Source organism: Sphingomonas cellulosilytica (assembly GCF_052321755.1).
Lineage (GTDB): Bacteria > Pseudomonadota > Alphaproteobacteria > Sphingomonadales > Sphingomonadaceae > Sphingomonas.
Genome location: NZ_JBQRTT010000004.1, coordinates 119,390 through 144,464 on the forward strand (window position 1 = coordinate 119,390; position 25,075 = coordinate 144,464).

General features: G+C 68.3%; 30 protein-coding genes. 12 read left to right on the forward strand and 18 right to left on the reverse strand.

What is annotated here, in order from left to right; all coding sequences use genetic code 11:
• Positions 1–12 precede the first annotated feature (12 nt).
• Positions 13–426 carry a DUF4345 domain-containing protein gene (locus tag ACTZQ5_RS08015; protein ID WP_443584650.1) on the reverse strand — a complete coding sequence of 138 codons (414 nt, stop codon included), beginning with the start codon at positions 424–426 and terminating at the stop codon, positions 13–15.
• Complete coding sequence (locus tag ACTZQ5_RS08020; protein WP_443584651.1) at positions 423–872, reverse strand: DUF2721 domain-containing protein; 450 nt, start codon at positions 870–872, stop codon at positions 423–425. The genes ACTZQ5_RS08015 and ACTZQ5_RS08020 overlap by 4 nt, the downstream gene beginning before the upstream one ends.
• A gap of 99 nt (positions 873–971) precedes the next feature.
• Between ACTZQ5_RS08020 and ACTZQ5_RS08025 the strand changes: the two genes are divergently transcribed.
• The 3 genes from ACTZQ5_RS08025 (at position 972) to ACTZQ5_RS08035 (ending at position 3,074) form a co-directional block, all read left to right on the forward strand.
• Complete coding sequence (locus ACTZQ5_RS08025) at positions 972–2,057, forward strand: GNAT family N-acetyltransferase (protein ID WP_443584652.1); 1,086 nt, start codon at positions 972–974, stop codon at positions 2,055–2,057.
• Positions 2,058–2,083: 26 nt separating this feature from the next.
• On the forward strand, positions 2,084–2,629 hold the full coding sequence (locus tag ACTZQ5_RS08030) for a 3'-5' exonuclease (protein WP_443584653.1): 546 nt from the start codon (positions 2,084–2,086) through the stop codon (positions 2,627–2,629).
• 268 nt (positions 2,630–2,897) lie between these two features.
• Entirely contained in the window at positions 2,898–3,074 is a 177-nt protein-coding gene (locus tag ACTZQ5_RS08035; protein ID WP_443584654.1) for a DUF4169 family protein, read from the forward strand.
• A 21-nt stretch (positions 3,075–3,095) separates the two neighbouring features.
• Here ACTZQ5_RS08035 and ACTZQ5_RS08040 read toward each other — a convergent pair whose 3' ends face one another.
• From ACTZQ5_RS08040 to cyoA, 5 genes are read right to left on the reverse strand one after another with little or no spacing between them, the layout of a single operon-like run.
• Complete coding sequence (locus tag ACTZQ5_RS08040) at positions 3,096–3,764, reverse strand: SURF1 family protein (protein WP_443584917.1); 669 nt, start codon at positions 3,762–3,764, stop codon at positions 3,096–3,098.
• 5 nt (positions 3,765–3,769) lie between these two features.
• Positions 3,770–4,180, reverse strand: coding sequence for a cytochrome o ubiquinol oxidase subunit IV (cyoD, locus tag ACTZQ5_RS08045; protein WP_443584655.1), 411 nt, complete (start codon positions 4,178–4,180; stop codon positions 3,770–3,772).
• Positions 4,177–4,806, reverse strand: coding sequence for a cytochrome o ubiquinol oxidase subunit III (gene cyoC, locus ACTZQ5_RS08050; protein ID WP_443584656.1), 630 nt, complete (start codon positions 4,804–4,806; stop codon positions 4,177–4,179). Before cyoC ends, cyoD begins: the two co-directional genes overlap by 4 nt.
• Before the next feature lie 5 nt (positions 4,807–4,811).
• The gene (gene cyoB / locus ACTZQ5_RS08055; RefSeq protein ID WP_443584657.1) at positions 4,812–6,812 is read right to left on the reverse strand and encodes a cytochrome o ubiquinol oxidase subunit I; all 2,001 of its coding nucleotides are present in this window, start codon (positions 6,810–6,812) and stop codon (positions 4,812–4,814) included.
• A 10-nt stretch (positions 6,813–6,822) separates the two neighbouring features.
• Positions 6,823–7,974 carry a ubiquinol oxidase subunit II gene (cyoA, locus tag ACTZQ5_RS08060; protein ID WP_443584658.1) on the reverse strand — a complete coding sequence of 384 codons (1,152 nt, stop codon included), beginning with the start codon at positions 7,972–7,974 and terminating at the stop codon, positions 6,823–6,825.
• 168 nt (positions 7,975–8,142) lie between these two features.
• On the opposite strand from cyoA, the gene ACTZQ5_RS08065 reads away from it, so the two are divergent.
• Positions 8,143–9,471, forward strand: a complete 1,329-nt coding sequence (locus ACTZQ5_RS08065; protein WP_443584659.1) for an MFS transporter — start codon at positions 8,143–8,145, stop codon at positions 9,469–9,471.
• A gap of 116 nt (positions 9,472–9,587) precedes the next feature.
• On the opposite strand, the gene ACTZQ5_RS08070 is transcribed toward ACTZQ5_RS08065, so the two are convergent.
• The gene (locus tag ACTZQ5_RS08070) at positions 9,588–10,289 is read right to left on the reverse strand and encodes an EF-hand domain-containing protein (RefSeq protein WP_443584660.1); all 702 of its coding nucleotides are present in this window, start codon (positions 10,287–10,289) and stop codon (positions 9,588–9,590) included.
• A 140-nt stretch (positions 10,290–10,429) separates the two neighbouring features.
• Here ACTZQ5_RS08070 and ACTZQ5_RS08075 point away from each other — a divergent pair, with 140 nt between their 5' ends.
• On the forward strand, positions 10,430–11,176 hold the full coding sequence (locus ACTZQ5_RS08075) for a response regulator (RefSeq protein ID WP_443584661.1): 747 nt from the start codon (positions 10,430–10,432) through the stop codon (positions 11,174–11,176).
• 2 nt (positions 11,177–11,178) lie between these two features.
• On the forward strand, positions 11,179–12,519 hold the full coding sequence (locus tag ACTZQ5_RS08080; protein WP_443584662.1) for a sensor histidine kinase: 1,341 nt from the start codon (positions 11,179–11,181) through the stop codon (positions 12,517–12,519).
• Positions 12,520–12,717: 198 nt separating this feature from the next.
• On the opposite strand, the gene ACTZQ5_RS08085 is transcribed toward ACTZQ5_RS08080, so the two are convergent.
• Positions 12,718–12,990: a hypothetical protein gene (locus tag ACTZQ5_RS08085; protein WP_443584663.1), complete on the reverse strand. Its 273-nt coding sequence runs from the start codon at positions 12,988–12,990 to the stop codon at positions 12,718–12,720.
• 121 nt (positions 12,991–13,111) lie between these two features.
• The gene (locus ACTZQ5_RS08090; protein WP_443584664.1) at positions 13,112–13,582 is read right to left on the reverse strand and encodes a GreA/GreB family elongation factor; all 471 of its coding nucleotides are present in this window, start codon (positions 13,580–13,582) and stop codon (positions 13,112–13,114) included.
• Between the two features lie 110 nt (positions 13,583–13,692).
• On the opposite strand from ACTZQ5_RS08090, the gene ACTZQ5_RS08095 reads away from it, so the two are divergent.
• Positions 13,693–13,860, forward strand: coding sequence for a hypothetical protein (locus ACTZQ5_RS08095; RefSeq protein ID WP_443584665.1), 168 nt, complete (start codon positions 13,693–13,695; stop codon positions 13,858–13,860).
• A gap of 15 nt (positions 13,861–13,875) precedes the next feature.
• Here ACTZQ5_RS08095 and ACTZQ5_RS08100 read toward each other — a convergent pair whose 3' ends face one another.
• Entirely contained in the window at positions 13,876–15,165 is a 1,290-nt protein-coding gene (locus ACTZQ5_RS08100) for an MFS transporter (protein ID WP_443584666.1), read from the reverse strand.
• A 136-nt stretch (positions 15,166–15,301) separates the two neighbouring features.
• Between ACTZQ5_RS08100 and pgsA the strand changes: the two genes are divergently transcribed.
• The 3 genes from pgsA to ACTZQ5_RS08115 are packed head-to-tail and all read left to right on the forward strand — an operon-like array spanning position 15,302 to position 16,583.
• Positions 15,302–15,868: a CDP-diacylglycerol--glycerol-3-phosphate 3-phosphatidyltransferase gene (gene pgsA, locus ACTZQ5_RS08105; RefSeq protein ID WP_443584667.1), complete on the forward strand. Its 567-nt coding sequence runs from the start codon at positions 15,302–15,304 to the stop codon at positions 15,866–15,868.
• Between the two features lie 5 nt (positions 15,869–15,873).
• Positions 15,874–16,131, forward strand: a complete 258-nt coding sequence (gene moaD / locus ACTZQ5_RS08110) for a molybdopterin converting factor subunit 1 (RefSeq protein ID WP_443584668.1) — start codon at positions 15,874–15,876, stop codon at positions 16,129–16,131.
• Entirely contained in the window at positions 16,128–16,583 is a 456-nt protein-coding gene (locus ACTZQ5_RS08115; protein WP_443584669.1) for a molybdenum cofactor biosynthesis protein MoaE, read from the forward strand. Before moaD ends, ACTZQ5_RS08115 begins: the two co-directional genes overlap by 4 nt.
• 199 nt (positions 16,584–16,782) lie before the next feature.
• Here the strand turns inward: ACTZQ5_RS08115 and ACTZQ5_RS08120 are convergent, their stop codons facing one another.
• From ACTZQ5_RS08120 to ACTZQ5_RS08140, 5 genes are all read right to left on the reverse strand, one after another.
• On the reverse strand, positions 16,783–17,394 hold the full coding sequence (locus ACTZQ5_RS08120; RefSeq protein WP_443584670.1) for a fasciclin domain-containing protein: 612 nt from the start codon (positions 17,392–17,394) through the stop codon (positions 16,783–16,785).
• Positions 17,395–17,411: 17 nt separating this feature from the next.
• Positions 17,412–18,314 carry a hydrogen peroxide-inducible genes activator gene (locus ACTZQ5_RS08125; RefSeq protein ID WP_443584671.1) on the reverse strand — a complete coding sequence of 301 codons (903 nt, stop codon included), beginning with the start codon at positions 18,312–18,314 and terminating at the stop codon, positions 17,412–17,414.
• A gap of 233 nt (positions 18,315–18,547) precedes the next feature.
• On the reverse strand, positions 18,548–20,137 hold the full coding sequence (gene ahpF, locus ACTZQ5_RS08130; RefSeq protein ID WP_443584672.1) for an alkyl hydroperoxide reductase subunit F: 1,590 nt from the start codon (positions 20,135–20,137) through the stop codon (positions 18,548–18,550).
• Between the two features lie 70 nt (positions 20,138–20,207).
• On the reverse strand, positions 20,208–20,771 hold the full coding sequence (ahpC, locus tag ACTZQ5_RS08135) for an alkyl hydroperoxide reductase subunit C (RefSeq protein ID WP_443584673.1): 564 nt from the start codon (positions 20,769–20,771) through the stop codon (positions 20,208–20,210).
• Positions 20,772–20,922: 151 nt separating this feature from the next.
• The gene (locus ACTZQ5_RS08140) at positions 20,923–21,696 is read right to left on the reverse strand and encodes a sulfite exporter TauE/SafE family protein (protein ID WP_443584674.1); all 774 of its coding nucleotides are present in this window, start codon (positions 21,694–21,696) and stop codon (positions 20,923–20,925) included.
• A gap of 174 nt (positions 21,697–21,870) precedes the next feature.
• Here ACTZQ5_RS08140 and epsC point away from each other — a divergent pair, with 174 nt between their 5' ends.
• Positions 21,871–22,563 (forward strand): serine O-acetyltransferase EpsC, encoded by a 693-nt coding sequence (gene epsC, locus ACTZQ5_RS08145; protein ID WP_443584675.1) that lies wholly within the window; start codon positions 21,871–21,873, stop codon positions 22,561–22,563.
• Complete coding sequence (locus ACTZQ5_RS08150) at positions 22,563–22,901, forward strand: DUF2794 domain-containing protein (RefSeq protein ID WP_443584676.1); 339 nt, start codon at positions 22,563–22,565, stop codon at positions 22,899–22,901. Before epsC ends, ACTZQ5_RS08150 begins: the two co-directional genes overlap by 1 nt.
• A gap of 145 nt (positions 22,902–23,046) precedes the next feature.
• On the opposite strand, the gene ACTZQ5_RS08155 is transcribed toward ACTZQ5_RS08150, so the two are convergent.
• Together ACTZQ5_RS08155 and ACTZQ5_RS08160 are read right to left on the reverse strand one after the other, a co-directional pair.
• Positions 23,047–24,072 (reverse strand): hypothetical protein, encoded by a 1,026-nt coding sequence (locus tag ACTZQ5_RS08155; RefSeq protein ID WP_443584677.1) that lies wholly within the window; start codon positions 24,070–24,072, stop codon positions 23,047–23,049.
• 90 nt (positions 24,073–24,162) lie between these two features.
• The gene (locus ACTZQ5_RS08160) at positions 24,163–25,062 is read right to left on the reverse strand and encodes an SDR family NAD(P)-dependent oxidoreductase (protein ID WP_443584678.1); all 900 of its coding nucleotides are present in this window, start codon (positions 25,060–25,062) and stop codon (positions 24,163–24,165) included.
• Positions 25,063–25,075 lie beyond the last annotated feature (13 nt).

The window sequence follows — 25,075 nt, forward strand, 5'->3', positions numbered from 1 at the left end:
TCCGCGCTCGCTCTAGCGGGTCGGGGCGGTGGCCCAGCGGCGCGCGAAGCTCCGCTGCCACAGCATGAGCAGCGGCACCGCGCCGAGTTCCATCGCGAAGCCAAACAGATGCCCCGACGATGGCACGCCGACCTCCATCAGCGATACCAGCCGGGCAAGGCCGCCCGCGACCACCAAAGCGCCGAGCAGGCGGAAACGGAGGCCGGTGGCCTCGATCCGCGGCACGCAGCTGGCGAAGGCGATGCCGACGGCGAAGAAGATGCCCGATATGTAGCGGAAATGGCTGTCGAGATCGGTCGGGATCACCGGCGGATGGCCGAGGAAGCCCGGCCCGCGCAGCACGCTTTCGCCGCCGACGCTCAGCGGCACGAGGCAGGCCAGCGCCACCACCGCCTGCAGCAGCCGGCGTTCGGCGGCGAGCGTCACGACAGGATCTCCTTGCGGACATGGATCGCGCGCAGGCTGACCCGCACCTCCCACATGAAGGCGGTGAGGCAGCAGATCAGGAGGCTGACGGCGACGATGAAGACGAGCGCGATCCACGTGCCGATGTGGAATTTGGCGATATTGGCGATGAACAGCAGGGCGATGACGATGCAGGCCATCACCGCGCTGGATACCGCGAGGAACAGCGCGGCGTTGATGATCGACATGCGTTCGTCGAGCAGCTTCAATTCCCACACGTGCCGCTGGCGCTCGGCCCCCTCGGCATCGGGCACCCGCTCTTCGAGCGCGCGGGCGCGGTCGATGACGCGGGCGAGGCGGCCGGCAAGCACGTTGAGGATCTGGCCGATCGCCGCCAGCATGAAGACGGGCGCGAGCGACAGCTGGATCGTCTGCGCGATCGTGGAAACCTGAAGGAACACCGGCATGGCCGCCACCATAGGCCGGGCGGCATGCCGTGCGATAGGGTGCACGGCCCGCCGCAAGCCTGCACGCCTTGGTAACCGATGGCGGCTAAGCCCGCATGCGTGACCAAGCCGATGCTCCTCGCCGATTTCGAGCGGCTGCCGCCGGTGGCGCGCGGCAGCGTGACCGAGGGGCTGGCGGTGGCGATCGACCGGGTCGCCGCGCGCGCGCCCGCCAGCCACGCCTTCCTGCGCCACGGCTGGTTCGCCGCGGCTCTGGCGGCCTATGGCGGCGCGGCGCGGACGCTGCTGGTCGAAGAGGATGGCGAGCCGGTGCTGGCGCTGCCGCTGGTCGGCATGGGGCCGCCGGTGCTGCGCATCGCCGCGGTGCCCGGCTGCTATTGGCCGTTCCGCAGCTTTCCGATCGCCGAAGATGCGGGCGAGGCGGCGGTGAAGGTGGCGCTGGCGACGCTGGCGGGCACGGCGAACGGCGTGAGGATCGGGCCGGTCTATGACGGTGACCCGGCGGCGACGGCGCTGATCGCGGCGGCGCGGGTGGCGGGTTGGGCGGTGATCGACCGCTTCGTTGCGGACAGCTGGCTGCTCGACATGGCGGCGTTGCAGGCGGAGGGCGCTTGGCCGCGAGGGTCGACGCTGCGCAAGAACCGCTTCCACGAAAAGCATCTCGCCGCGCATGGCGAGCCCGCGTGGCGCTTTCTGGCGGGGGCGGACTGGCCGGCCGCCTTCGACGCGCTGGCGCAGGTCGAACAGGCGAGCTGGATCGCGGCGCGGACCGACGGCTCCGATGCCAAGTTCACCGCAACCGGCCATGGCGCCTTCTGGCGGGCCGCAGCGGCCGACCCGGTGGTGGCCGGCATGATGCGGGGAGCGCTGCTGACCATCGATGGCCGGCCCGCCGCCTTTTCGTTCGACCTGGACGCCGGCGACCTGACCCATGCGATCGCCAACAGCTACGACCCCGCCTACGCCAAGCATTCGCCGGGCAAGTTGCTGTATTACCGCAACCTCGTCGCGGCGATGGGGCGTGGCATCACCCGCGTCGACTGGGGCGCGGGCGACAGCGGCTACAAGCAGGTGATCGGCGCCGAGAAGGGGCCGGCGATTCGCGACTGGCTGCTGCTGCGGCCCGGCCTGCCGGCGCTGGCCGGGCGGCTGCTGCGGACTGCGTGGCGGCGATCGGGGCACTGAGGCGCCGCTGCCGCGTTATCCGGGTCATGCACGTCTTCCTCGATTTCGAAGCCTCGTCGCTCGCCAAGAAGAGCTATCCGATCGAGGTCGCCTGGGTGTTCGAGGACGGACGCGAAGAGAGCCACCTGATCCGGCCGCCGGCGCAATGGGACGATTGGGACGCGACGGCGGAGGCGGTGCACCATATCCCGCGCGCGACGCTGCTGGCGGAGGGCACGCCGCACGACGTGGTGGCGCAGCGGATGATCGCGGTGCTGACCGGGCACGACCTGTATGCGAGCGCGCCGTCCTGGGATGGCAAGTGGCTGAGCGCGCTGCTGCGGGCGGCGAAGCTGCCGCGCCATGCGCTGCGGCTGCACGATACTGAGGAGGCGCAGCGCGGCATCGCGACGGCGATCCTGCGCGATGCGGTGCCGGCGGCGGAACTCGGCCGGGCGGTGGCCGATGTAGTGGCGCTGGCGGAGGTGCGCGACCGCGACGTGCCGGCGCACCGCGCGCTGGCGGATGCGCGCGACGAGTGGCAGCGCTGGTGCCTGGTAAAGCGGGCGGCGGAGGAGATGGCCGGGCGATAATCCTTCCTCAGCCCAGCTGGGGAATGGCGTGTTCGCCCGAGTACGACGTGCATGGCTTACCTCCCCCTCCGTCAGCGCTTGCGCGCTGCCACCTCCCCCTGGCGGGGGAGGAGTGAAGCCATTCCTCCCTCGCTTAAGCGGGGGAGGGGGACCGCCGGCATAGCCGGGGGTGGGGGGGGGCGGTTCCGCGAGCGCGACGCTTATTGCTCCCTTTGCCAGCTTCGCGGTCGGATCGCGCCGGCGGGGGAGGCATGGTAGAGGGTTGGCCATGGCAGAGATCATCAACTTGCGGCGCGCGCGGAAGGCGCGCGATCGGGAGGCCGCCGGGCAGGCGGCTGCGGCGAACCGCGTGAAGTTCGGCCGGACCAAGGCCGAGCGGGATGCGGAGGCTCGGGAGGCCGCACGCGCTGCCCGGATCGTCGATGGCGCCAAGCTGGACGATTGACCCCGGCGGTACGTCGGCAGGCTAGCGCCGCCGCACCCGCCACGCCATCACCGCCACTAACAGGGCGAGGCCGAACCAGGTCAGCGCATAGACGAGGTGCGTGTTGCGGAAGCGGACCACGGTCAGGCCGCCACGCGGCCAGCCGGTGCGGGGTTGGTTTGCATCGATGAAATAGGGTGCGATCCGGCCGAGGCGCCGGGCGGCGGCGATGGCGGCGACGTCGCGCGAGTACCAGCGATCCCCGGCGGGATCGTTGTGGCGCAGGAAGCCGCCGCCGGGCTCGCTCAGCCGCAGCAGACCGCGCACGGACTGCACGCCCGGGGCGGGCGGCGCCTTGCCGCGCAGGTCCGCCGGTACGAAGCCGCGGTTGACCAGTATTGTGAAGCCGCGATCCGTCTCGAGCGGCGTCAGCACCCAATAGCCGCCGCCGAAGTCGGTCACCGCCTGCACATAGGTGTCTGCGCCAGACCGGTAGCGGCCGCTCGCCACCACCGGACGGTAGAGATCGGCGCTGCCGATGGCCGGCCATCGCGCCGGTCCGGGGGCGGCGACCGGCGGGCTCGCCAGCATCGCCTCAGTATGGGCGATCAGCGCCAGCTTCCACGTCCGCCGCTGCAGCTGCCAGACGCCGAGGCCGACCAGCAGCGCGATGACGGCCAGCAGGGCGCCGACCGTCAGCTTGCCGCGCATGGCGGTCACATCCCGCCCATGTCTCCGGGCTGCGGCATCATGTTGAGGTTCATGTGGAACATGACCCACAAGGATCCCGCCAGACAGATGGTGACGATGATGATCGTGAAGATCAGCGCCATCAGCGTCCAGCCGTTCTCCGACTTGGAGTTCATGTGCAGGAAGTAGATCATGTGCACGACGATCTGCACCAGCGCGAACACCATCACGATGCCGGCGGTGACCCGCGCGTCGGCGATGACGCCGCTCATCACCAGTCCGAAGGGAATGGCGGTGAGGATCACCGACAGCACGAAGCCGATGATGTAATCCTTGCGGGTGCCGTGCGCCTCGGCCGAGGAATGGCCGTGACCGTGAACGTTGTCGTGCGCATGGTCGTGGTGCGGCTGGCCCGCGACCGGGTTGTCGAGGCTCATCGCAGCACTCCCAGCAGGTAGACGAAGGTGAAGACGCCGATCCAGATCACGTCGAGGAAGTGCCAGAACAGCGACAGGCATTGCAGGCGGCGCTGGTTGGCGGCGATCAGCCCCTTGCGGCCGACCTGCACCATCAGCGTCACCAGCCAGATGATGCCGAAGGTGACGTGCAGGCCGTGCGTGCCGACGAGGGTGAAGAACGCCGACAGGAAGGCGCTGCGCTGCGGCCCGGCGCCCTCGGCGATCAGTTCGGAAAATTCGTATAGCTCGATGCACAGGAAGCCGAGGCCGAACAGGCCGGTGACCGCCAGCCAGCCCTGCACGGCGCGGACCTTGCCGTCGTTCATCGCCAGCATGGCAAAGCCATAGGTGATCGACGACAGCAGCAGCATAGAGGTGTTCAGCGCCACCAGCGGCAGCTTGAAGATCTCGTGCGGCTGCGGACCGCCCGCATAGCTGCCGCCGTAGACGCCATAGCTGGCGAACAGCATGGCGAAGATCAGGCAGTCGCTCATCAGGTACAGCCAGAAGCCCAGCATGGTGCTGCCGCCGGCGTCGTGGTGATGTTCGTCCGTCTCGTAGAACACCGGTGCCTGCGCACCGGGGGGAATGGTCGCTTCGCTCATGGTCCTCAGGCCCCCCGTGCGGCGAGTTGCTGTGTGCGCAGATCCTCGGCCTCGGTCACCTCGGCCGCCGGGATGTAGTAATCGCGGTCGTAGTTGAAGGTGTGGCCGATCGCGACCGCGACCAGCGCGACGAACGCCAGCACCGCCAGCCACCACATGTACCAGATCATCGCGAAGGCGAAGACGCCCGACAGCCCGGCCAGGATCAGGCCGGCACCGGTGTTGCGCGGCATGTGGATGTCGCGGAAGCCCCCGGTCGGACGCACGGCGTTGTTCGACTTCATGTCGTACCAGGCGTCGAGATCGCGGACGACCGGCGTGAAGGCGAAGTTGTAGGCCGGCGGCGGCGACGAGGTCGCCCATTCCAGGCTGCGACCGTTCCACGGATCGCCGGTGAAGTCGCGCAGCTGCTCGCGGTTGCGGAAGCTGACGTAGAACTGGATCAGGAAGGCGGCGATGCCGACCGCGATCATCGCGACGCCGATGGCGGCGATGATGAACCAGATCTGCAGGCTGGGATCGTCGAAGTGGCGCAGGCGCCGCGTCACGCCCATCAGGCCGAGCACGTAGAGCGGCATGAAGGCGACGTAGAAGCCGATCACCCAGAACCAGAAGCTGATCGTGCCCCATTTGCGATCAAGCTTGAAGCCGAACGCCTTCGGGAACCAATAGTTGATCCCGGCGAACATCCCGAACAGCACGCCGCCGATGATGACGTTGTGGAAGTGGGCGACCAGGAACAGCGAGTTGTGCAGCACGAAGTCGGCGGGCGGCACCGCGAGCAGCACGCCGGTCATGCCGCCGATCACGAAGGTGATCATGAACGCGATCGTCCACATCATCGGCAATTCGAAGCGGATCCGCCCCTTGTACATGGTGAACAGCCAGTTGAAGATTTTCGCGCCCGTCGGGATCGAGATGATCATCGTGGTGATGCCGAAGAACGAATTGACGCTCGCCCCCGACCCCATGGTGAAGAAGTGGTGCAGCCAGACGAGATAGGCAAGGATGGTGATGACCAGCAGCGCGTAGACCATCGACGTATAGCCGAACAGGCGCTTGCCGCAGAAGGTCGAGGTGACTTCCGAAAACACGCCGAACGCCGGCAGGATCAGGATGTAGACCTCAGGATGGCCCCAGATCCAGATCATGTTGACGTACATCATGGGATTGCCGCCCATGGTGTTGGTGAAGAAGTGCGTGCCGAAATAGCGATCGAGGCTGAGCAGCGCGAGCACCGCGGTCAGCACCGGAAAGGCGGCGACGATCAGCACGTTGGTGGTCAGCGCCGACCAGGTGAAGATCGGCATCTTCATGAGGGTCATCCCCGGCGCGCGCATCTTGACGATGGTCGCGAGCAGGTTGACGCCGGATAACAAGGTGCCGACGCCCGCCACCTGTAGCGCCCAGATGTAATAATCCACGCCAACGTCGGGCGAATAGTCGAGGCCCGACAGCGGCGCCATCGCCAGCCAGCCGGTGCGCGCGAATTCGCCGACGAACAGGCTGACCATGACGATCGCCGCGCCCGCCGCGGTCATCCAGAAGCTGAAATTGTTGAGGAAGGGGAACGACACGTCGCGCGCGCCGATCTGCAGCGGCACGACATAGTTCATCAGGCCGGTGACGAAGGGCATCGCCACGAAGAAGATCATGATGACGCCGTGCGCGGTGAACACTTGGTCGTAATGGTGCGCGGGCAGGTAGCCGTCGTTCGGGCCGAAGGCGATCGCCTGCTGGATGCGCATCATGATCGCGTCGGAGAACCCGCGCAGCAGCATGATGATGCCGAGGATCATGTACATGATCCCGATCTTCTTGTGGTCGACGCTGGTGAACCACTCCTTCCACAGATAGCCCCAGACCTTGAAGTAGGTGAGGGCGGCGACCAGCGCGATGCCGCCCAGCGCGACGCCGGCGAAGGTCGCGATCAGGATCGGTTCGTGGATCGGGAAGCTTTCGAGCGTCAGCCGCCCGAAGATGGTCTTGAGAAGCGAATCGGACATCGTGTCGGTCCTACGAACGGGCGGTCGCGACCCGGCCGGGGAGGGCGGTCGGGTCGAGCGAGGTCATGTTGCGGTTGGCGCCCGAACCGGGTTCGGTGCTGCCTTCGGGCTTGCCGCGCGGCTGGGTCATATGCGGGCTGCTGCCCTTTTCCTCCGGCTCCTTGAGGATCGCGCCCTTGGCGTCGCTGCCGCGCTGGTGCGGCGTGTCGTTGACGGCCGAGCCATGGCCGCCGCCGGCGTGCATGTCCTTCATCATCGTCGCCTGCATGCACGTCTCGCCGGGCTTGGTGCACATGCCGAGGATGCGGTCGAACAGCTGCGGGGCGGCGCCGGCATAGCGTGTGGGCGGCACGTTCTCGCTGGGACGTTCGAGCTGGTTGTAGGCGGCAAGATCGAGCCGCTGTCCGGCTGCGCGGGCCTTGTTCACCCAGCCTGCGAAGCCGGCATCGTCGGTCGCGGTGACGACGAAGTCCATCTCCGAGAAGCCGGCGCCGCTGTAGTTGGCGGAAAAGCCGTTGAACCGGCCGGGCCTGTTGAGCACCGCGTGCAGCCGCGTCTCCATGCCCGGCATGGTGTAGATCATGCCCGCCATGGTCGGCACGTAGAAGGTGTTCATCACCGACGACGAGGTGAGGCGGAAGCGGACCTGGCGGTTGACCGGCAGGACCAGCTCGTTGACCGTCGCCACACCCTGTTCGGGGTAGATGAACAGCCACTTCCAGTCGAGCGACACCACCTGGATCTCCAGCGGCTTGTCGGTCTTGGCGAGCGGCTGCCCCTTGGCGAGGCGGGCGAGCGGGCGATAGGGATCGAGCGCGTGGGTGCTAATCCAGGTCAGCGCGCCCAGCGCGATGATGATCATCAGCGGCGCTGCCCAGATGACGAGTTCGAGCCCCGTCGAATGGTCCCAGTCGGGCGCGTATTCCGCATCCTCGTTGGTGTGGCGGTATTTCCACGCGAACAGGATGGTGAGCGCGATGACGGGGATGATGATGAGCAGCATCAGCCCGGTCGACCACAGGATCAGGTGCGCCTGCTGGCGAGCGACATCGCCGGTGGGGTTCATGACCACCCAGTCGCAGCCGCCGAGCAGCAGCGGGGCGGCGAGCGCAAGGGCGGCAGCGCATGCGGAGCGGGCGCGGGGGAACGGAAGGGTTCGCATCGTCATCTCCGCTACGCCTGGCAAGTGGCCGGCGGAATAGGACATTTTGTCCTATCGAGCCGTAACATGGCTTGCGGTACACGAAGCCGCTTGCGCTGCACCCGAACGGGCAGGACATGCGTTTGTGACCGGTGGCTCCAGGGCCGCGAGACGACAGGACTGTGATACATGTCAGTGGCTTCCGCCCATTCCGCGCCGCTCGAACGCGATGCACGTGCCGTCAACACCCGGGGCGACCATGAGGTCCGTCCGGGCGAGATCGCGATCGGGGTCATCATCGGCAGGACGTCGGAATTCTTCGACTTCTTCTGCTATGCCATCGCCTCCGTCATCGTCTTTCCGGCGCTGGTCTTCCCCTATGTCGACCGGCTGACGGGCACGCTGTGGTCGTTCGCCCTCTTTCCGCTCGCCTTCATCGCGCGGCCGATCGGCACGCAGATCTTCATGTGGGTGGATCGTGAATACGGCCGCGGCACCAAGCTGACGATCGCGCTGTTCCTGCTCGGCACCTCCACCGTGTCGCTCGCCTTCCTGCCCGGCTATGCCGAGGTCGGCATGGCTTCGGCGTTCCTGCTTGCCGCCTTCCGTATCGGTCAGGGCCTTGCCCTCGGCGGTGCCTGGGATGGCCTGGCCTCGCTGCTGGCGCTCAACGCGCCGCCGGAGAAGCGTGGCTGGTATGCCATGGTGCCGCAGCTCGGCGCGCCGCTCGGCCTGATCGTGGCGAGCGCGCTGTTCGCCTTCCTGCTCGCCAACATGGAGGCGGTGGACTTCCTGTCGTGGGGCTGGCGCTATCCCTTCTTCGTCGCCTTCGCGCTCAACGTGGTGGCGCTGTTCGCCCGCCTGCGCATCGTGGTGACGCCGGAATATACCGAGCTGTTCAAGAGCCGCGAACTGACGCCCAGCCGCGTCACCGCGACGGTGAAGGCGCAGTGGCGCAACATCGTCATCGGTGCGTTCGCCCCGCTCGCCAGCTTCGCGCTGTTCCACATGGTGACGGTGTTCCCGCTCTCCTGGGTCGCGCTGTTCACCAAGGAGGATATCGCCCGCTTCCTCGGCATCGAGATCATCGGCGCGTTCTTCGGTCTGGGCTCGGTCGTCATCTCGGGCCTGCTCGCCGACCGGATCGGGCGGCGTTCGGTGCTCGGCTATACGGCGGTCGGCATCGCGGTGTTCAGCGGCTTCGCGCCGCAGCTGCTGGCGGTCGGCGATGCGGGCGAGCTCGCCTTCATGATCGGCGGCTTCGTGCTGCTCGGCCTGTCGTTCGGCCAGTCGTCGGGCGCGGTGACCAACAATTTCCCCAAGCGGGCGCGCTATACCGGCGCGGCGCTGACGTCGGACCTTGCCTGGCTATTCGGTGCCGGTTTCGCGCCGCTCGCCGCGCTGGTGCTGGCGAGCCAGTTCGGGCTGCTGGCGGCGGGTGGTTACCTGCTGTCGGGCGCGGTGGCGACGCTGGTTGCGCTGGGGCTGAACAAGGAACTGGCGCGCCGCCTCGATTGAGGCGGGAGCGTCTCGCGCAGGGAGTCGCGCGTCAAACCTGATCCGTTCGCCCTGAGCCTGCCCTTCGACAGGCCCAGGGCGAACGGGAATCTGGCGAGCCGGGTGCGCCGAATGTTTTAGTCGCCGCCGAAGCCGCCGCCCGCTCCCCCGAAACCGCCACCACCGCCGCCCCGCATACCACGGCCGCCGCCGCGATGGCCGCCGCCGCTCGGGCCGCCCTTACCGCGGCGCTGCGGGCCTTCCATCCGGCCGCTGACGTGGGGCAGCTCGTCCCAGGTGAGTTTGCCGTCCTTCCTTTTGTCGAGCGCATCGAAGCGCTTGTCGGCGGCGTCGGCGAATTCGCGGGCGTCGATACCGCGGTTGAAGTTGCGATCGGCCGAGGTCACCGGCTCGGGCAGGTCGAAATAGCTGAAGCGCGCCGCGCCCAGGCGACGCGAATCATAGGCGGGCGCTTTCGATTCGCCTTCCGATCCCGCCGTGCTCGCGCTGATCCCCGGCCCTTCGTTGGAGCGGACCTCGGGGGCGAGCGTGTTTTCGTAATAGTCGATGTCGTCGGGATCGATCTCGCCGTCATGCTTGCGGTCGAGGATCGCGAAGAAGCGCGCGGCGTCGGCGCGGAATTCGGCGGCGGTGACGATGCCGTCGCCGTTGGCGTCCACCGCGGTGAACCAGGCGCGTTCCGGATCGGGTGCGGTGTCGGTCGCGCGGAACGGCTGGCCCATCGGGCTGATGAAGACGCGGCGATGGGCCTGGGCGGATGCACCGGCCGCGGTGCAGCCGAGGGCGGTGGCGAGAAGGATGGCGATGGTACGGTTCATGGCAAGCGGCTCCCCGATGGTGGCGGCACCGAACCAGCCCAATGTTGCCGGCGAATGTCAGCCGCGCACATGGGCGCGGTGACCGGGCGAGCCTGCGCTGATATCCTGCGGCAACAAATCGCGGGCATGAAGGCAGCATGATGAGCCAACAGCATGACAGGGGCGGTTCGGGGGCGGGCCATCCGGGTGACGATCCCGCCGCGGTCCTGGTGGTCGACGACGATCGCGATATCCGCAGCCTGCTGACCCAGAGCCTCGGCGCGCGCGGCTACCGCGTCCATGCCGCCGCCAACACGCGCGAGATGGATGCGGTGCTGGAGCGCGAACGGATCGATGCGGTGCTGCTCGACGTGATGATGCCGGGCGAGGACGGCATCTCCGCCTGCCGCCGCATCACCCGCGATGGCGGGCCGGCGGTCATCATGCTGAGCGCGCTGGGCGAGGAGCGCGACCGTATCGTCGGGCTGGAGATCGGCGCGAGCCACTACCTGCCCAAGCCGTGCAGCGCGCGCGAGGTGCTGGCGACGCTGCGGGCGGCGCTGCGCAGCCGGCAGCAGGCGGAACCCGCCGACCGATCCCGCCTGACGTTCGACGGGTGGACGATGGACCTGCTGGCGCACGAACTGTTCGATGCGCAGGGCGTGCTCGTCGGCCTGACCGATGGCGAATTCGCGCTGCTGCGCGTCTTTGCCGAGCGGCCGCGCCGCGTGCTGACCCGCGAATGGCTGCTGGAGGCGGCACGCGGCCCGAATTCCGATGCCTTCGACCGGGCGATCGACGTGCAGATCAGCCGGCTGCGCCGCAAGCTGCGCAGCGGCGGCGACGAGATCATCCGCACCATCCGCAACGAAGGCTATCTGTTCGTGCCGCAGGTCAGCCGCCTGTGAGCATGGCGCGTCGCTGGAAGGCGGGGCTGGCGTGGGTGCGCAAGTCGCTGTTCTGGCGTATCTTCCTGCTGATGCTGCTGAGCGTCGCCAGCGTGCAGGCGCTGAACGTCGCGCTGGTGGTGTTCATCACCCCGCCGACGCCGCGCATCTATTCCGCGCCGCAGGTCGCCGCCGCCCTGCGCTCAGGCCGCGATGCGACGGGCGAGCTGTTGCTGGCACGCGACCCCGAAAATCCCGAGCCGTTCGACGAGCGCGGCACGCGGATCGGCGGGATCATCGCCGGCCTGCTGGGCGTGCCGGCCGAGCGGGTGCGGGTGCATTTCGGCGGGCCGCCGCCGATGTTCTTCGGCCCGATGCCGCATCGCCCCGGCATGCCGCAGCCGCCGCGATCGCCCGATGCGCGCAACCAGATCCTGTTCGGCCATTTCGCCGTGTCTGTGCAGCAGACGGACGGCAGCTGGCTGACCGCACGCGCGGCGCGGACCGGGTTCGAGAGCTGGCGGTGGCGTGCCTTCCTGTGGCTGCTGGCGGCGATGGTGGCGCTGGCGCCCTTTGCGTGGCTGCTGGCGCGGCGGCTGACCAAGCCGATCGCCGCCTTCGGTGCCGCGGCGGAACGGCTGGGGCGCGACCCGCGGGCGGCGCCCGTGCCGCTCGGCGGCCCGGCGGAAATCGCGGATGCGGCCGCGGCGTTCAACCGCATGCAGGCGCGGCTCAACCGCTATGTCGAGGACCGCACGACCATGATCGCGGCGATCGCCCACGACCTGCGCACGCCGCTGATGCGGCTGGGGCTGCGGCTGGAACAGGCGCCCGAGCCGCTGCGCCACGCCGCAGAGGCCGATATCCATGACATGCAGGCAATGATCCAGGCGGCGCTCGCCTTCTTCCGCGATGCGACGCAAGGCGGCGAGCGGCGGCGGCTGGACCTGCGCTCGCTGGTGGAAAGCGTGACCGACGATCTGGAGGATCGCGGCGAGGCGGTGATGCTGCACGATGGCGATCCGCTGGTGATCGAGGGCGATCCGGTCGGGTTGAAGGCTCTGGTCGCCAATCTGGTCGGTAATGCGCTGAAATATGCGGGCGATGCCGAGGTGTCGCTGGAGCGGATGGAAGGCCATGCGGTGATCGTGGTGCGCGACCACGGGCCGGGCATCGACCCCGACGACCTCGACCATCTGTTCGAACCCTTCTTCCGCGGCGAGCGCTCGCGCAATCGCGACACCGGCGGCATCGGCTTGGGGCTGAGCAGCGTGCGCGGCGTCGCGCGGGCACATGGCGGCGATGCGACGATCGCCAACCATCCGGACGGCGGCGCGATCGCGCGGGTGGTGCTGCCCGTTTAGAAGATGAGTCTGTCGACACGGCGCACTGCATCTCCGTTTGCCCTGATCCTGTCGGAGGGCATGAGACTCATCTGTGCTTCGACAGGCTCAGCACGAACGGTTTCCGTGGTGTCATCAGGCGATGCGGTTTCCGTGGTGTCATCGGGCGATCCGGTTTCCGTGGTGTCATCAGGCGATGGCAGGTGCGGCGCTCTTCGATCAGCCCAGCCGGTCGGCGATGATCCATTGGCGGCTGATCGCCGTGCGCATCAGTTGCAGGCCGCAGCAGCGGCAGCGCGCGCGGCGGACGCCGGCGTCCTCCGTCTGTTTGCGCGTCGGGCGGTGGCCGATGGCGATGCAGGTCGCGATCGATCGTGCTGCGGCACTGGGATGGACGGATGGCGCTGGCATGACGGGCGGGACCTCTTTCGGCCCCGCCATGCGACCGGCAGATTGCGCCGGAATGTCGCGCCGGACATATGGCGGCAACATGATTATGTGATAGGATCGCGGATCGGCGGCGTTCTCTCCCATACTGGCTCCGCCGATATCCGGGCGCTCCCCGGTGCCCGACGGTCGAGCTACGGGATCGCACGCGATCTCGTAGCTCGGCTCAGTCCGGCAGGTCGATCGGTTCGACGCCCAGCACCTCGATCGCATCGTCGCGCCCGTTGAACGGCAGCAGATCGCCCGGCTCCGCACCGATCAGGGCATGGGCGAGCGGCGCGCCATAGGCCAGCCGATCGGCGTGCGGATCCGCTTCGTCGTCGCCGACGATGGCGATCGTGCGGGTGCGATTGCCGAGGCGAATCGTGACGCGCGTGCCGAAGCCGGCGCTGCCGTCGGCGGGAGCGGGAGTCGGAATCGCGGTCGCGCGGCGGGTCTGCCAATAGCGCAGGTCGCGGCGCAGCGGCTCGGCCTCCTCCGCGGTCGCCTTTCCGAGCGTCCGCTCGATTTCGGCGATCCGCGTGTCGATCAGCGCCTTGCCGGCGCCAGTCACCAGATTGGGGCCGGCGGGGATCGGCAGTTCGAACTTGGGCTCCAGATGCTCCTCGTCGCTCTCGCGGCGGAATGCGACACTCATCGGTAAACCTCTCTCACCCTGTCCTGCGGCCTGTCCCATCCTCGGACAGCTGCGGCTTAACCACCTTTGCCGCTGGTCCCAATCGTAAACAAAGCGTTAACTCGCCCATGATGACCAGACGCCTCGTCCTGACCAACGAATCCGCCGGCCACCCGTTTCGACGGTCGCTGCCGCCCCCGGTGCTGCCCGATGTGCGCAAGCGCGACGACGAGGACTGGAAGCTGTTCCTGCTCAGCTTCGCGGCGTTCTTCACCTGCTTCTACACGTTCCTGCTCTGACGGCCGGGCCGGCCCTCAGTCGCAGGCGAGGTGGAGTTTCTGCGCGATCCAGGCGGAGATCAGGCACATGCCCGCCACCACCAGCAGCATGTCGACCGGGCGCACCCCCAGCATGTTGATGCCGAGCACGGCGATCGAGCCCAGGGTCATCGCGCCTGAATTGACGACATTGTTGGCCGCCACCGTGCGTGCGGTCTGATCCTTTTCCACGGTGGTGGTGAGGAAGGCGTAGAGCGGCACCACGAACATGCCGCCGGTGGTCGCGATGGCGAGCAGGCTGAGCATGATCGGGATGGCGCGCGGCTGGGCGACGAACTGGCTCCAGTCGTAATAATGGCCCGGCGCGGCCGGCATCCAGGTGCGGCACAGCAGCGAGAAGATCACCACGAACACGCCCATCGCGATCACCGATACCGGGGAATAGCGGGCGCTGATCTTGCCCTTCAGCATGGTGTTGATGACCACCGAGCCGATCGCGACACCGACCGAGAAGACGGCGATGGCGCCGCTCGCGACGCGTTCGTCGGCGGTCAGCACGTTCTTCACCAGGGGCGGGAAGACGATGATGAGCACCGCGCCGATCGTCCAGAAGAAGCTGATCGCGCAGATCGCCAGGAATAGCCGCGGGATGTGCATGGTCGCGCTGATCAGCCGCCACGAGGCGGTGAAGGGATTGTAGTTGAGCTTCAGCCGCGGCCCCTCGCGCGGGGCGGGCGGCACCTGCCGCGCGCAGATCCAGCCGATCGCGGCGACGACCAGCACCAGGATCGCGGCGCCCTCGATCGGGATCCATCCCGCCATGATCGTGCCGAGCAGGATGGCGAGGTAGGTGCCCGCCTCCACCAGCCCGGTGCCGCCCAGCACGTCGCAGGGTTTGAGATGCTGCGGCAGGATCGCGTATTTGATCGGCCCGAAGAAGGTCGAATGCACGCCGAGGAACAGCACCGCGCCCAGCATCAGCCCGACGCCGAGATGCGGCTGGCCGGCGCGCGCGACCATCAGCCCGGCCGCGCCGAGCAGCATGATGCCGATTTCCGCCGTCTTGACGATGCGGATGATGCGCGCCTTGTCATGGCTGTCGGCGAGCTGGCCGGCGAGCGCCGAGAGGAGGAAGAAGGGCAGGATGGCGATGCCGGTCGCCAGCGCGTTGAAATTCGCCTCCATGTGCGGGTCGTTGAAGATCGCATAGGTCGCGAACAGCACCATCGACGTCTTGAACAGATTGTCGTTGAACGCGCCCAGGAACTGCGTGGTGAAAAGGGGCAGGAAGCGGCGCTGCTTCAGCAACCCCATGGCATTCAACATGGCAGACGTCGGCCTTCGATCGTGGCGAAACTGCGGCGGGCATAGCCGAGTGCAGGGGCATCGCCAACGGGGTAGCGAAGAAGCGCGCGGCGACCGGGGCTTACGTCGGCGCGCGGGGCGCGGTAGGAGAGCGGGGATGCTGACCTTGCCCAACCTTTTGACGCTGTCGCGGATCGTCGCGGTGCCGCTGCTCGTCGCGCTGCTGTGGTGGCCGCGGTGGGAGGCGGGCTTCGGCATCGCCTTCGCGCTCTACTGCCTGATGGGCATCACCGATTATTTCGACGGCTATCTGGCGCGCGCGCAGGGGGCCGTCTCGAAACTGGGCATGTTCCTCGATCCGATCGCCGACAAGATCATGGTCGCCGCCGTGATCCTGATGCTGGTCGGCACGCGGCACGACGACATGGCGCTCATCACCGGCGTCCACCTGATCGCCGCGCTCATCATCCTGTTGCGCGAGATCGCGGTGTCGGGCCTGCGCGAATTCCTCGCCGGGCTGCAGGTGTCGCTGCCGGTGTCGAAGCTCGCCAAGTGGAAGACGACGCTGCAACTCGTCGCGTTCGGTGCGCTGATCCTGGCCGGCGCGTTGCCGGCGGAGGCGTGGATCAAGGTGACGGGCCTTGCCTGCCTGTGGGGGGCGGCGGCGCTGACGCTGGTGACGGGCTGGGATTACCTGCGCGTCGGCTTGAAGCACATGGATTGAGGCGGATGGGAATCGACCTGCTCTATTTCGCCTGGGTGCGCGAGCGCATGGGCCGCGGCGGCGAGGTGGTGACGCCCCCTGCCGAGGTGACGAGCGTCGCCGCGCTGGTCGACTGGCTCGCCGCGCGGGATGCGACGAGCGCCGAGGCGCTGGCCGATCGCGGTCGGTTGCGCGCAGCGGTCGACCAGGCGTTCGTGGCGATGGACGCCAGCATCGTCGGCGCGCGCGAGGTCGCGCTGTTCCCGCCGGTGACCGGGGGATGATCCGCATCGCCGTCGGGCCGGAGCCGATCGATATCGCCGGAGAGATTGCGCGCGCCGAAGCGGCGGACGGCTCGGGCGCGGTCGCCACCTTTACGGGGCTGGTCCGCGCCGATGCCGACGCGGCGGGCGGCGTCGCCGTGCTCGAACTCGAACATTATCCCGGCGCGACCGAGGCGGCGCTGACCCGCGTCGCCGAAGAGGCGGTGGCACGCTGGTCGCTGGAGGGCGCGACGATCGTCCACCGCGTCGGACCGATGCGGCCGGGCGAACGGATCGTCTTCGTCGCGGCGGCGGCGGCGCATCGCGCCGCGGCGCTGGAGGCGTGCGCCTATCTGATCGACCGGCTGAAGACCGACGCGCCGTTCTGGAAGCGCGAAACGCGCGGCGACGAGGCGCGCTGGGTGGAGGCGCGCGACAGCGACGCGGATGCGGCGGCGCGCTGGGGGCGGTAGCGGTGGCCGTCCGATGTGGGGGCGACGCGTTAGGGCCGGTTCTTCTCGCCCTCTGTACCGGCTAGGACATTCTGGCGTTGATCCACGCTCACCTGTGCTTCGACAGGCTCAGCACGAACGGTTTGGTGCCACCTCATCACGCTCTCGCCGGGCTGGTGAAGGAGGGAGCCCGTAATGACTCGTCAGGGGCAGGGTTGGCCTAACGCGGCAGGGTGGGCACCAGCACGCCGTTCACCACGTGGATCACGCCGTTGACCTGCGCGACGTCCGCTGCCTCGACATAGCTGCGGTTGCCGGTGGCGCTGGTCAGCGTGATGACGTTCCCCGTCATCGTCGCGGTGAGCGGCTGGCCGCCCAGCGTCGTCAGCACGGTGCGGCCGCCGCCTGCCTGGATGCGCTGCGTCAATTGTTCGGTCGTCACCGTGCCCGGCACGACATGATAGCGCATCAGCGCGACGAGCGCGGCGCGGTTTTCCGGTGCGAGCAGATCGTTGGCGATGCCGGGCGCGAGGCGGGTGAAGGCCGCGTCGGTCGGTGCGAACAGCGTGTAGTGACCGGGGCCGGCGAGCAGCGGGTCGAGCTCGGCGGTGCGCAGCTCGTTCGCCAGCGTGTGGAAGCCCGGCGTCGCGGCGATGGAGGCGGCGATGGTCGCCTCCGATCCGATCAGCGACGGATCGACCGGGACGGGGGCGGCGCTGACCACCGGCGGCGGCGTGACGACGGGGGCGGCCGTGGGGGGCACGCAGCCGGCCAGCAGGGCGGCGAGCAACGGCGCGGCGCGGCGCACCCTTCTGCGGATCGTAGGGATCATATCGCGGCCTCCTTGCATCAGCGCGCCTCCGCCAGAGCTTCGGCGAGCAGCTGGAAATCCTTTTCGCGCGGGGACGCCCGCCGCCACACCAATGCGATGCGTCGCACCGCATTGTCGGCGTCGAGCGGCCGGGCGACGATATCGGTATGGTCGAGGATGCCGGCCTTCAGCGCCATCTCGGGCAGCATGGTGAGGCCGAGGCCGTTGTCGACCATCTGCACGATGGTGTGCAGCGAGGTGCCGAGCATCGTCGCCTCCGCGCGCAGTTCGGGCCGGTTGCAGGCGGACAGCGCATGGTCCTTCAGGCAGTGTCCGTCCTCGAGCAGCAACAGCCGCGTTTCGTCGATCAGCGCCGCGGGTACCGCCGGCGGGTCGCTCGGCATGTCCTGCGGCAGATAGGCGACGAACAGGCGATCGTCGAACAAGGTCTGCACCGCCACCTCGCCGCAGGCGAACGGCAGGGCGAGCAGCACGCAGTCGGTGCGGCCGTTGTGCAGCCCTTCGCAGGCGGCGCCCGACGGCTCCTCGCGCAGGAACAGCTTGAGATCGGGGTAGTCGCGCCGCAGCCGGGGCAGGATGTGGGGCAGCATGAACGGGGCGATGGTCGGGATGACGCTCATCCGCATGTCGCCCGACAGCGGCCGGCCGGCGGCGCGGGCGATATCGCCCAGCTCCTCCGCCTCGCGCAGCACGCGGCGTGCCTTGTCGGCGATGCGGTCGCCCAGCGGCGTGAAGCGGACGACGCGGCGGGTGCGTTCGACCAGGGTGACGCCGATCAGCGTTTCGAGTTCGCGCAAGCCCGCCGACAGCGTCGACTGGGTGACGAAGCACGCCTCGGCGGCGCGGCCGAAATGGCCGGCGTCCTTCAGCGCGACGAGATATTGCAGCTGCTTGAGCGTAGGGAGGTAGGTCGCCGCCATGGCCGGCGAGATAGAGGGGCGGGGCAGGGGATGCCACCCCCTAAGTCCGCCCTGGCCTTGGCGCTCCTCCCCGGCACGGGGGAGGGACCGCCGCGTAGCGGTGGTGGAGGGGGCTCGCCGCGCAGGGTGTCGCATGAGGAAGCCCCCTCCGTCAGCGCTACGCGCTGCCACCTCCCCGTGCCGGGGAGGATGCACCATTCCTCCCCTGCGCAGCAGGGGAGGAATTGGAGATGCTATTCCGCGGCCTGTTCCCAGTCGTGGGTTTCTTCCGCGGGCAGGCGGATGAGGTGGTCGAAGGCCGCCAGCGCCGCCTTCGAGCCTTCGCCCATGGCGATGACGATCTGCTTAAACGGCACGGTCGTCGCATCGCCGGCGGCGAAGATGCCGGCGCGCGAGGTGTGGCCGCGATGGTCGACCTCGATCTCGCCGCGCGGGCTCAGCGCCACCGTGCCGGCCAGCCATTCGGTGTTCGGCACCAGCCCGATCTGTACGAACACGCCCTCCAGCTCGACGCGATGCAGCGTGTCGTGGTTGCGGTCGCGATAGGAGAGGGCGGTCACCCGCTCGCCATCGCCATGCACCTCCGTGGTGAGCGCCGAGGTGATGATCCGCACGTTGGGCAGGCTGGCGAGCTTGCGCTGGAGCACCGCGTCGGCGCGAAGGTCCGCATCATATTCGATCAGCGTCACATGCGCGACGATGCCAGCGAGGTCGATCGCCGCCTCGACACCCGAATTGCCGCCGCCGATCACCGCGACGCGCTTGCCCTTGAACAAGGGGCCGTCGCAATGCGGGCAATAGGCGACGCCCTTGTTGCGATAGGCGTCCTCGCCCGGCACGTTCATCGTCCGCCAGCGCGCGCCGGTCGACAGGATCACCGTGCGTGCCTTCAACGACGCGCCGTTCTCCAGCACCACCTCGTGCAGGCCGCCCTCGGTCGCGGCGGGGACCAGTCGCTCGGCGCGCTGCAAATTCATGATGTCGACGTCATATTCGCGGACGTGCCGTTCGAGATCGGCGGCGAGCTTCGGCCCTTCGGTGTGCGAGACGGACACGAAATTCTCGATCGCCATGGTGTCGAGCACCTGCCCGCCGAAGCGCTCTGCGGCGATGCCGGTGCGGATGCCCTTGCGCGCGGTGTAGATCGCCGCGGCGGCGCCGGCGGGACCACCGCCGACGACGAGCACGTCGAACGGCTCCTTGGCGGCGATCTTCTCCGCGGCGCGCGCACCGGCGCCGGTGTCGAGCTTGGCGACGATCTGTTCGAGTTCCATGCGGCCCTGGCCGAAGGGTTCGCCGTTGAGGAAGACGGTCGGCACCGCCATCACCTTGCGGCTGGCGACCTCCTCCTGGAACAGCGCGCCGTCGATCGCGGTATGGGTGACGCGCGGGTTGAGCACCGCCATCAGGTTGAGCGCCTGCACCACGTCGGGGCAGTTGGCGCACGACAGCGAGAAATAGGTTTCGAAGCGGAAGTCGCCGTCCAGCGCCTCGACCTGCGCGATCAGGTCCTGCGCGGCCTTCGACGGATGGCCGCCGACCTGCAGCAGTGCGAGCACCAGGCTGGTGAATTCATGGCCCATCGGCAGGCCGGCGAAGCGCACGCCGATATCCGTGCCGGTGCGGCGGATCAGGAAGCTGGGCTTGCGCGCGTCGTCGTCGGCGGCGACGGTGATCCGGTCGGACAGCGCGGCGATCTCGTCGATCAGCTCGCGCATCTGGCGCGACTTGGCGTCGTCACCCAGGCTGGCGACCAGTTCGATCGGCTGCCGGATGTTGACCAGATAGGCCTTCAGCTGCTGCGTCAGAGTGGCGTCGAGCATGGGTACTCCAGGAACAGGTAAAAGGGAGGGCCGCCGCCCCAGGGGCTACGCGGGGCGGCGGCGCGGGTCGTCAGATCTTGCCGACGAGGTCCAGGCTGGGGGCGAGCGTCTCTTCGCCCTCTTCCCACTTGGCGGGGCAGACTTCGCCCGGATGCGCGGCGATATATTGCGCCGCCTTGATCTTGCGCAGCAGTTCGGCGGCGTTGCGACCGACGCCTTCCGAGGTGACTTCGATCAGCTGGATCGTGCCTTCGGGATCGATCACGAAGGTGCCGCGATCGGCGAGGCCCTGGCCTTCGCGCAGGATCTCGAAATTGTTGCTAATCGCGTGGTTCTGGTCGCCGAGCATGTAGTAGTTGATCTTGCCGATCGCCGGCGAGCTGTCATGCCACGCCTTGTGGCTGAAGTGGGTGTCGGTCGACACGCTGTACACCTCGACGCCCATCTTCTGGAGCGTCGGATAGACGTCGGCGAGGTCTTCGAGCTCGGTCGGGCAGACGAAGGTGAAGTCGGCCGGGTAGAAGAAGAACACCGCCCACTTGCCGAGCACGTCCGCGTCGCTGACGCTGACGAACTTGCCCTGCTTGTAGGCCTGGGTGGTGAAGGGCTTCAGCTTGCTGCCGATGAGGGCCATGAGGAGGTCTCCGGTTGAATGGTGTGGGCCGGATATAGGTGCTCATGCCGCAGTGCAAAATTAATCTGTTTGCGCTGCGTGATCGGTTGAGGCGATCAGAAACCAAAACTTGTGGTGACAGGCGTTTAGGGATGGTTTCTCCAGCCGGTTGTCATCTCGCGAATGCAGCATAGATCGACCATGCGCTGGTCAGCGTCAGCAGCACGCCGACCAGCGCCATCAGCTGCCGGGTCGGCACTCGCTTCGCCAGCAGACCGCCGAGCGGGGCGGCGACGACGCCGCCGATCAGGATGCCGAGCGTGTGCAACGTGAACGCCGACCAGCCGAGCGCGATGAAGAAGGTGACGGACGCGGTCGCGGTCAGGAAGAATTCGGCGGTGTTGACGGTGCCGATCGTATGGCGCGGCGTCGCGCCCTGGATGAGCAGGTTGGACGTCACCACCGGCCCCCATCCGCCGCCGCCCGCCGCATCCAGGAAGCCGCCGACGAGGCCGAGCGGGGCGATGACGCGCGGTTTGCGCGGTTCGATTCGCCCCCTGATCGCGCGCAGCAGCAGGTATAGGCCGATGCAGGCGAGATAGATCATCACGAACGGCCGCGCGATCGAGGCGTCGACGGTGCTGAGGATCGTCGCGCCGAGGATCGCACCGATCATGCCGGGGATCACCAGCCGGCGGAACAGCTTCCAATCGACATTGCGATGGACGACGTGGCTGATGCCGGAGGCGGCGGTGGTGAACGTCTCGACGGCATGCACGCTGGCGGAGGCGACCGCAGGCGGCACGCCCATGAACGTCACCAGCAGCGTCGAATTGATGACGCCGAACGCCATGCCCAGCGCCCCGTCCACCACCTGTGCGGCAAAGCCGATCGCGATGAACGGCAGCACTTCGGTCCAGTCGATGGCGGTGAGGAAATCGGGCATGGACGACAACAACTCCGAAGCTACGCGAGGCGACCATCGTGCATCCTCGCGGCAATTCCTACAACAAAGCTGGAATTTGCCGCGGCCAAGCGACCGCGCGGGCGGCATGGAAATCGGCGGAACGAGCGACTACATCCAAGGCCAAGGGCCAGTCGGCCGAAGGGGACGTGACGGATGCTGGGACGGTTGGCCGCCTATCTCGATTCGATCAGGGCGCGCGATCCGGCGCCGCATTCGCGTGCCGAAATCCTGCTCTACCCCGGTGTCTGGGCGCTGGGCCTGCACCGCGTGGCGCATCGTCTCTACCGCTATCGGCTGTTCTTCCTGGCGCGGCTGGTCAACCACATCGCCCGCGCCTGGACCGCGATCGATATCCATCCGGGCGCAAAGATCGGGCGCAACTTCTTCATCGACCACGGTTTCGTCGTGATCGGCGAAACCGCCGAGATCGGCGACGACGTGACCATCTACCAATGCGTGACGCTGGGCGGCACCAGCCCCGACAATGGCGTCGCGGGCAAGCGCCATCCGACGCTGGCCGATGGCGTCATCATCGGTTCCGGCGCGCAGGTGCTGGGGCCGATCCTGGTCGCCACCCGTGCGCGGGTCGGCGCCAATGCGGTCGTCACCCGCGACGTGCCGGAAGGCGCGGTGATGGTCGGCATTCCGGCACGGCCGACGGTGGTCGAAGGCGGGGCTGCGGAGGCGCCGGCACGCTTCGTGCCCTATGGCACGCCGTGCAGCGCGCTGTTCGACCCGGCGACGCAGAAGATGGAGATCATGCGCTGCGAACTGGAGGCGATGCGCAAGCGGCTGGATGCGCTGCTCGCCGAACAGGGGCAGGATGCGGAGCGCGATCGCGCCTGATGGGAACCGTCACGCCCTTTCCGATCGGCGGCAAGCCGACGCAGGTCGCCTTCGACCGGCTGGAACTCACCCGCATCCTCGACCTGTACGGCCGGATGGTCGCCGCCGGCCATTGGAAGGATTATGCGATGGACCTCGGCAAGGATGCCGCGGTCTTCGCCGCCTTTCGCCGTGCCGCCGAGCGGCCGGAATTCCGCATCGAGAAGCGGCCGGCGCTGCGCGGTCGGCAGGGCATGTGGGCGCTGATCGGCGAGCAGGGTGCCGTGCTGAAGCGTGGCCACGAACTGGGCCCGGTGCTGGCACCGGTCGAACGGCGCCTGATGAAACTGGTCGATTGACGTCCCGTCGCGGTGCCGGCGCCCCGCGACTTGCCTGAACCGTTCGCGCCGGGCCTGTCGAAGCACAGGGGAAACCCGTGAACTGCGACAGGCTCCGGCCGAACGGAACGGGTCGATCAGGTCGAGGCCAAGACGCTCCCGGCCATCATGCCATCTGGACCGGCGGCAGGCGGTGGCGCAGCGACTGCGACAGAGCGGTCACCACGCCGCGGCGCATCGGCTGCCAGAAGGCGGAGAGCGACAGCAGCGCCGATCCGATGACGAACGCGGTCAGCGCCGCGCCGAGCTCGATCGCGCCGGCGCTGCGGAACAGCGCGTAGAGCGCGGCGAGCACATAGGCGAGGCCGGAGACGAGCAACGCGCGGCGATCGACGGCGAGCGCGATGCCGGCGAAGCAGACGTACAGCGCCAGCACCACCACCGCCATGCCGGCGCCGATGTCGCCGCGGAACACGCCCAGCATCTGGAAGATCGAATGGGCGATCATCGGCGCGGCGGCGAGGTGCAGCCAGAAGGCGACGTCCGCGCGCCGCGTCTTGCGCTCGGTATCGCTCATGTCCCAGCGCATGGCGGCGGCGAAGACGCCCAGCCCGCCGATCAGCAGCAGCGGCCACACCGCATCCTGGATCCCCGGTATCGCGGCGACGACGAGGCCGATCGCGGTGGCGACGATCGCAGCGGCGCCGGCGGCGACGGTGATCGGCACCATGAAGCGCCGCCAGTGCAGCCATGCCGCCCCCGCGGTGCACAGCGCGATGCCGGCGGCGGCGAGCGCACCGGCACGCTCGCCGAGATCCGAGGTGACCAGCGTCAGGCCGCCGAACAACGCGCCCGCGACGCCGCCGACGAACGCGATCAGCAGCAGGATGCTGGGCAGCGCCATCCGCCGCTTGGCCGTGAAATATTCCGCCAGGGACCAGGCGGCGGCAGCGACCACCGCGCCGCCCATGGGGCGAGCGATCGTCAGGCCGATCTGCCCGACGGCGACGAGCAGCAGCACGATCGCGATCGAGACGAAGATGTCGTTGAAGCCGGTGAGCAGCCGGAAATGCTCCTCGTCCACCGCCGGCGCGGCATGCACCGCCGCGACATGGGCGCGGAACGCGGCGGCCGCATCGGGGCTGATCGCCCCGGCGGTCACCGCGCCATCGATATCGCTTTCGCTATACATCGCATCCTCCCTGTTGACCGCGGGAGGCTATCATGTGTGTATTATCGAATCAATACACCTTGATGGCGTGATGAGCGGCGCAGGACGTCGTCAGCCCTGTAGCAGGCGGCCGATCGTCATCGCCTGTTCGGCGCCCGACTGGGGCACGATCTCGCCGGTGCGATCGGTGATCGCCGACAAATGCGCGGCGACGCCTTCCGGCGAGAGGTCGTCACCTTCGAGCAGCGCCCCGGGCGTGAGCGTGACGTACGAGGTCTGGAAGACGCCGGCGCCGGCACCCAGGATGACATTGGTGGGTGCGTCGTCGCTGACCAAGTAAAGAGCGCCGGGTGCTACCTTTTCGGGCGAGAATGCCTCGAATGCGGCTTGCGGGAACAGGTCCTGCGTCATGCGTGTGCCGGCAGTGGGCGCGATCGTGTTGACGCGGATGTCGTTACGGGCGCCTTCGAGGCTCAATGTCTTGGTGAGGCCGGCAAGCCCCATCTTCGCCGCCCCGTAGTTCGCCTGACCGAAATTGCCGAACAGGCCGGTCGAGGAGGCGGTCATCAGCACCCGGCCGTAATTCTGTTCGCGGAACGTTTCCCAACACGCCTTGGTCGCGAAGGCGGAGCCGAGCAGATGGACGCGAACGACGAATTCGAAATCGGCGGCCTCCATCTTGGCGAACGTCTTGTCGCGGAGCACGCCGGCGTTGTTGATGAGGATGTGGACGCCGCCCCAGGCCTCCCGGGCGCGGGCGACCATCTCGGTCATCTGGTCGTAGTCGGCGACATTGCCGCCGTCCGCCATCGCCTCGCCGCCGGCGCTGCGGATCGCCTCGACTACCGCGAGCGCCGCGTCCGAATGGCCGGTGCCATCGCGCGCTGCGCCGAGATCGTTGACCACCACCCTGGCCCCGCGGCGGGCGAGTTCCAGCGCATATTCCCGGCCGAGGCCGCCGCCGGCACCGGTGACGATGGCGACGCGCCCGTCGAAGCGGATGGTGGACATGGAAAAGGCGCTC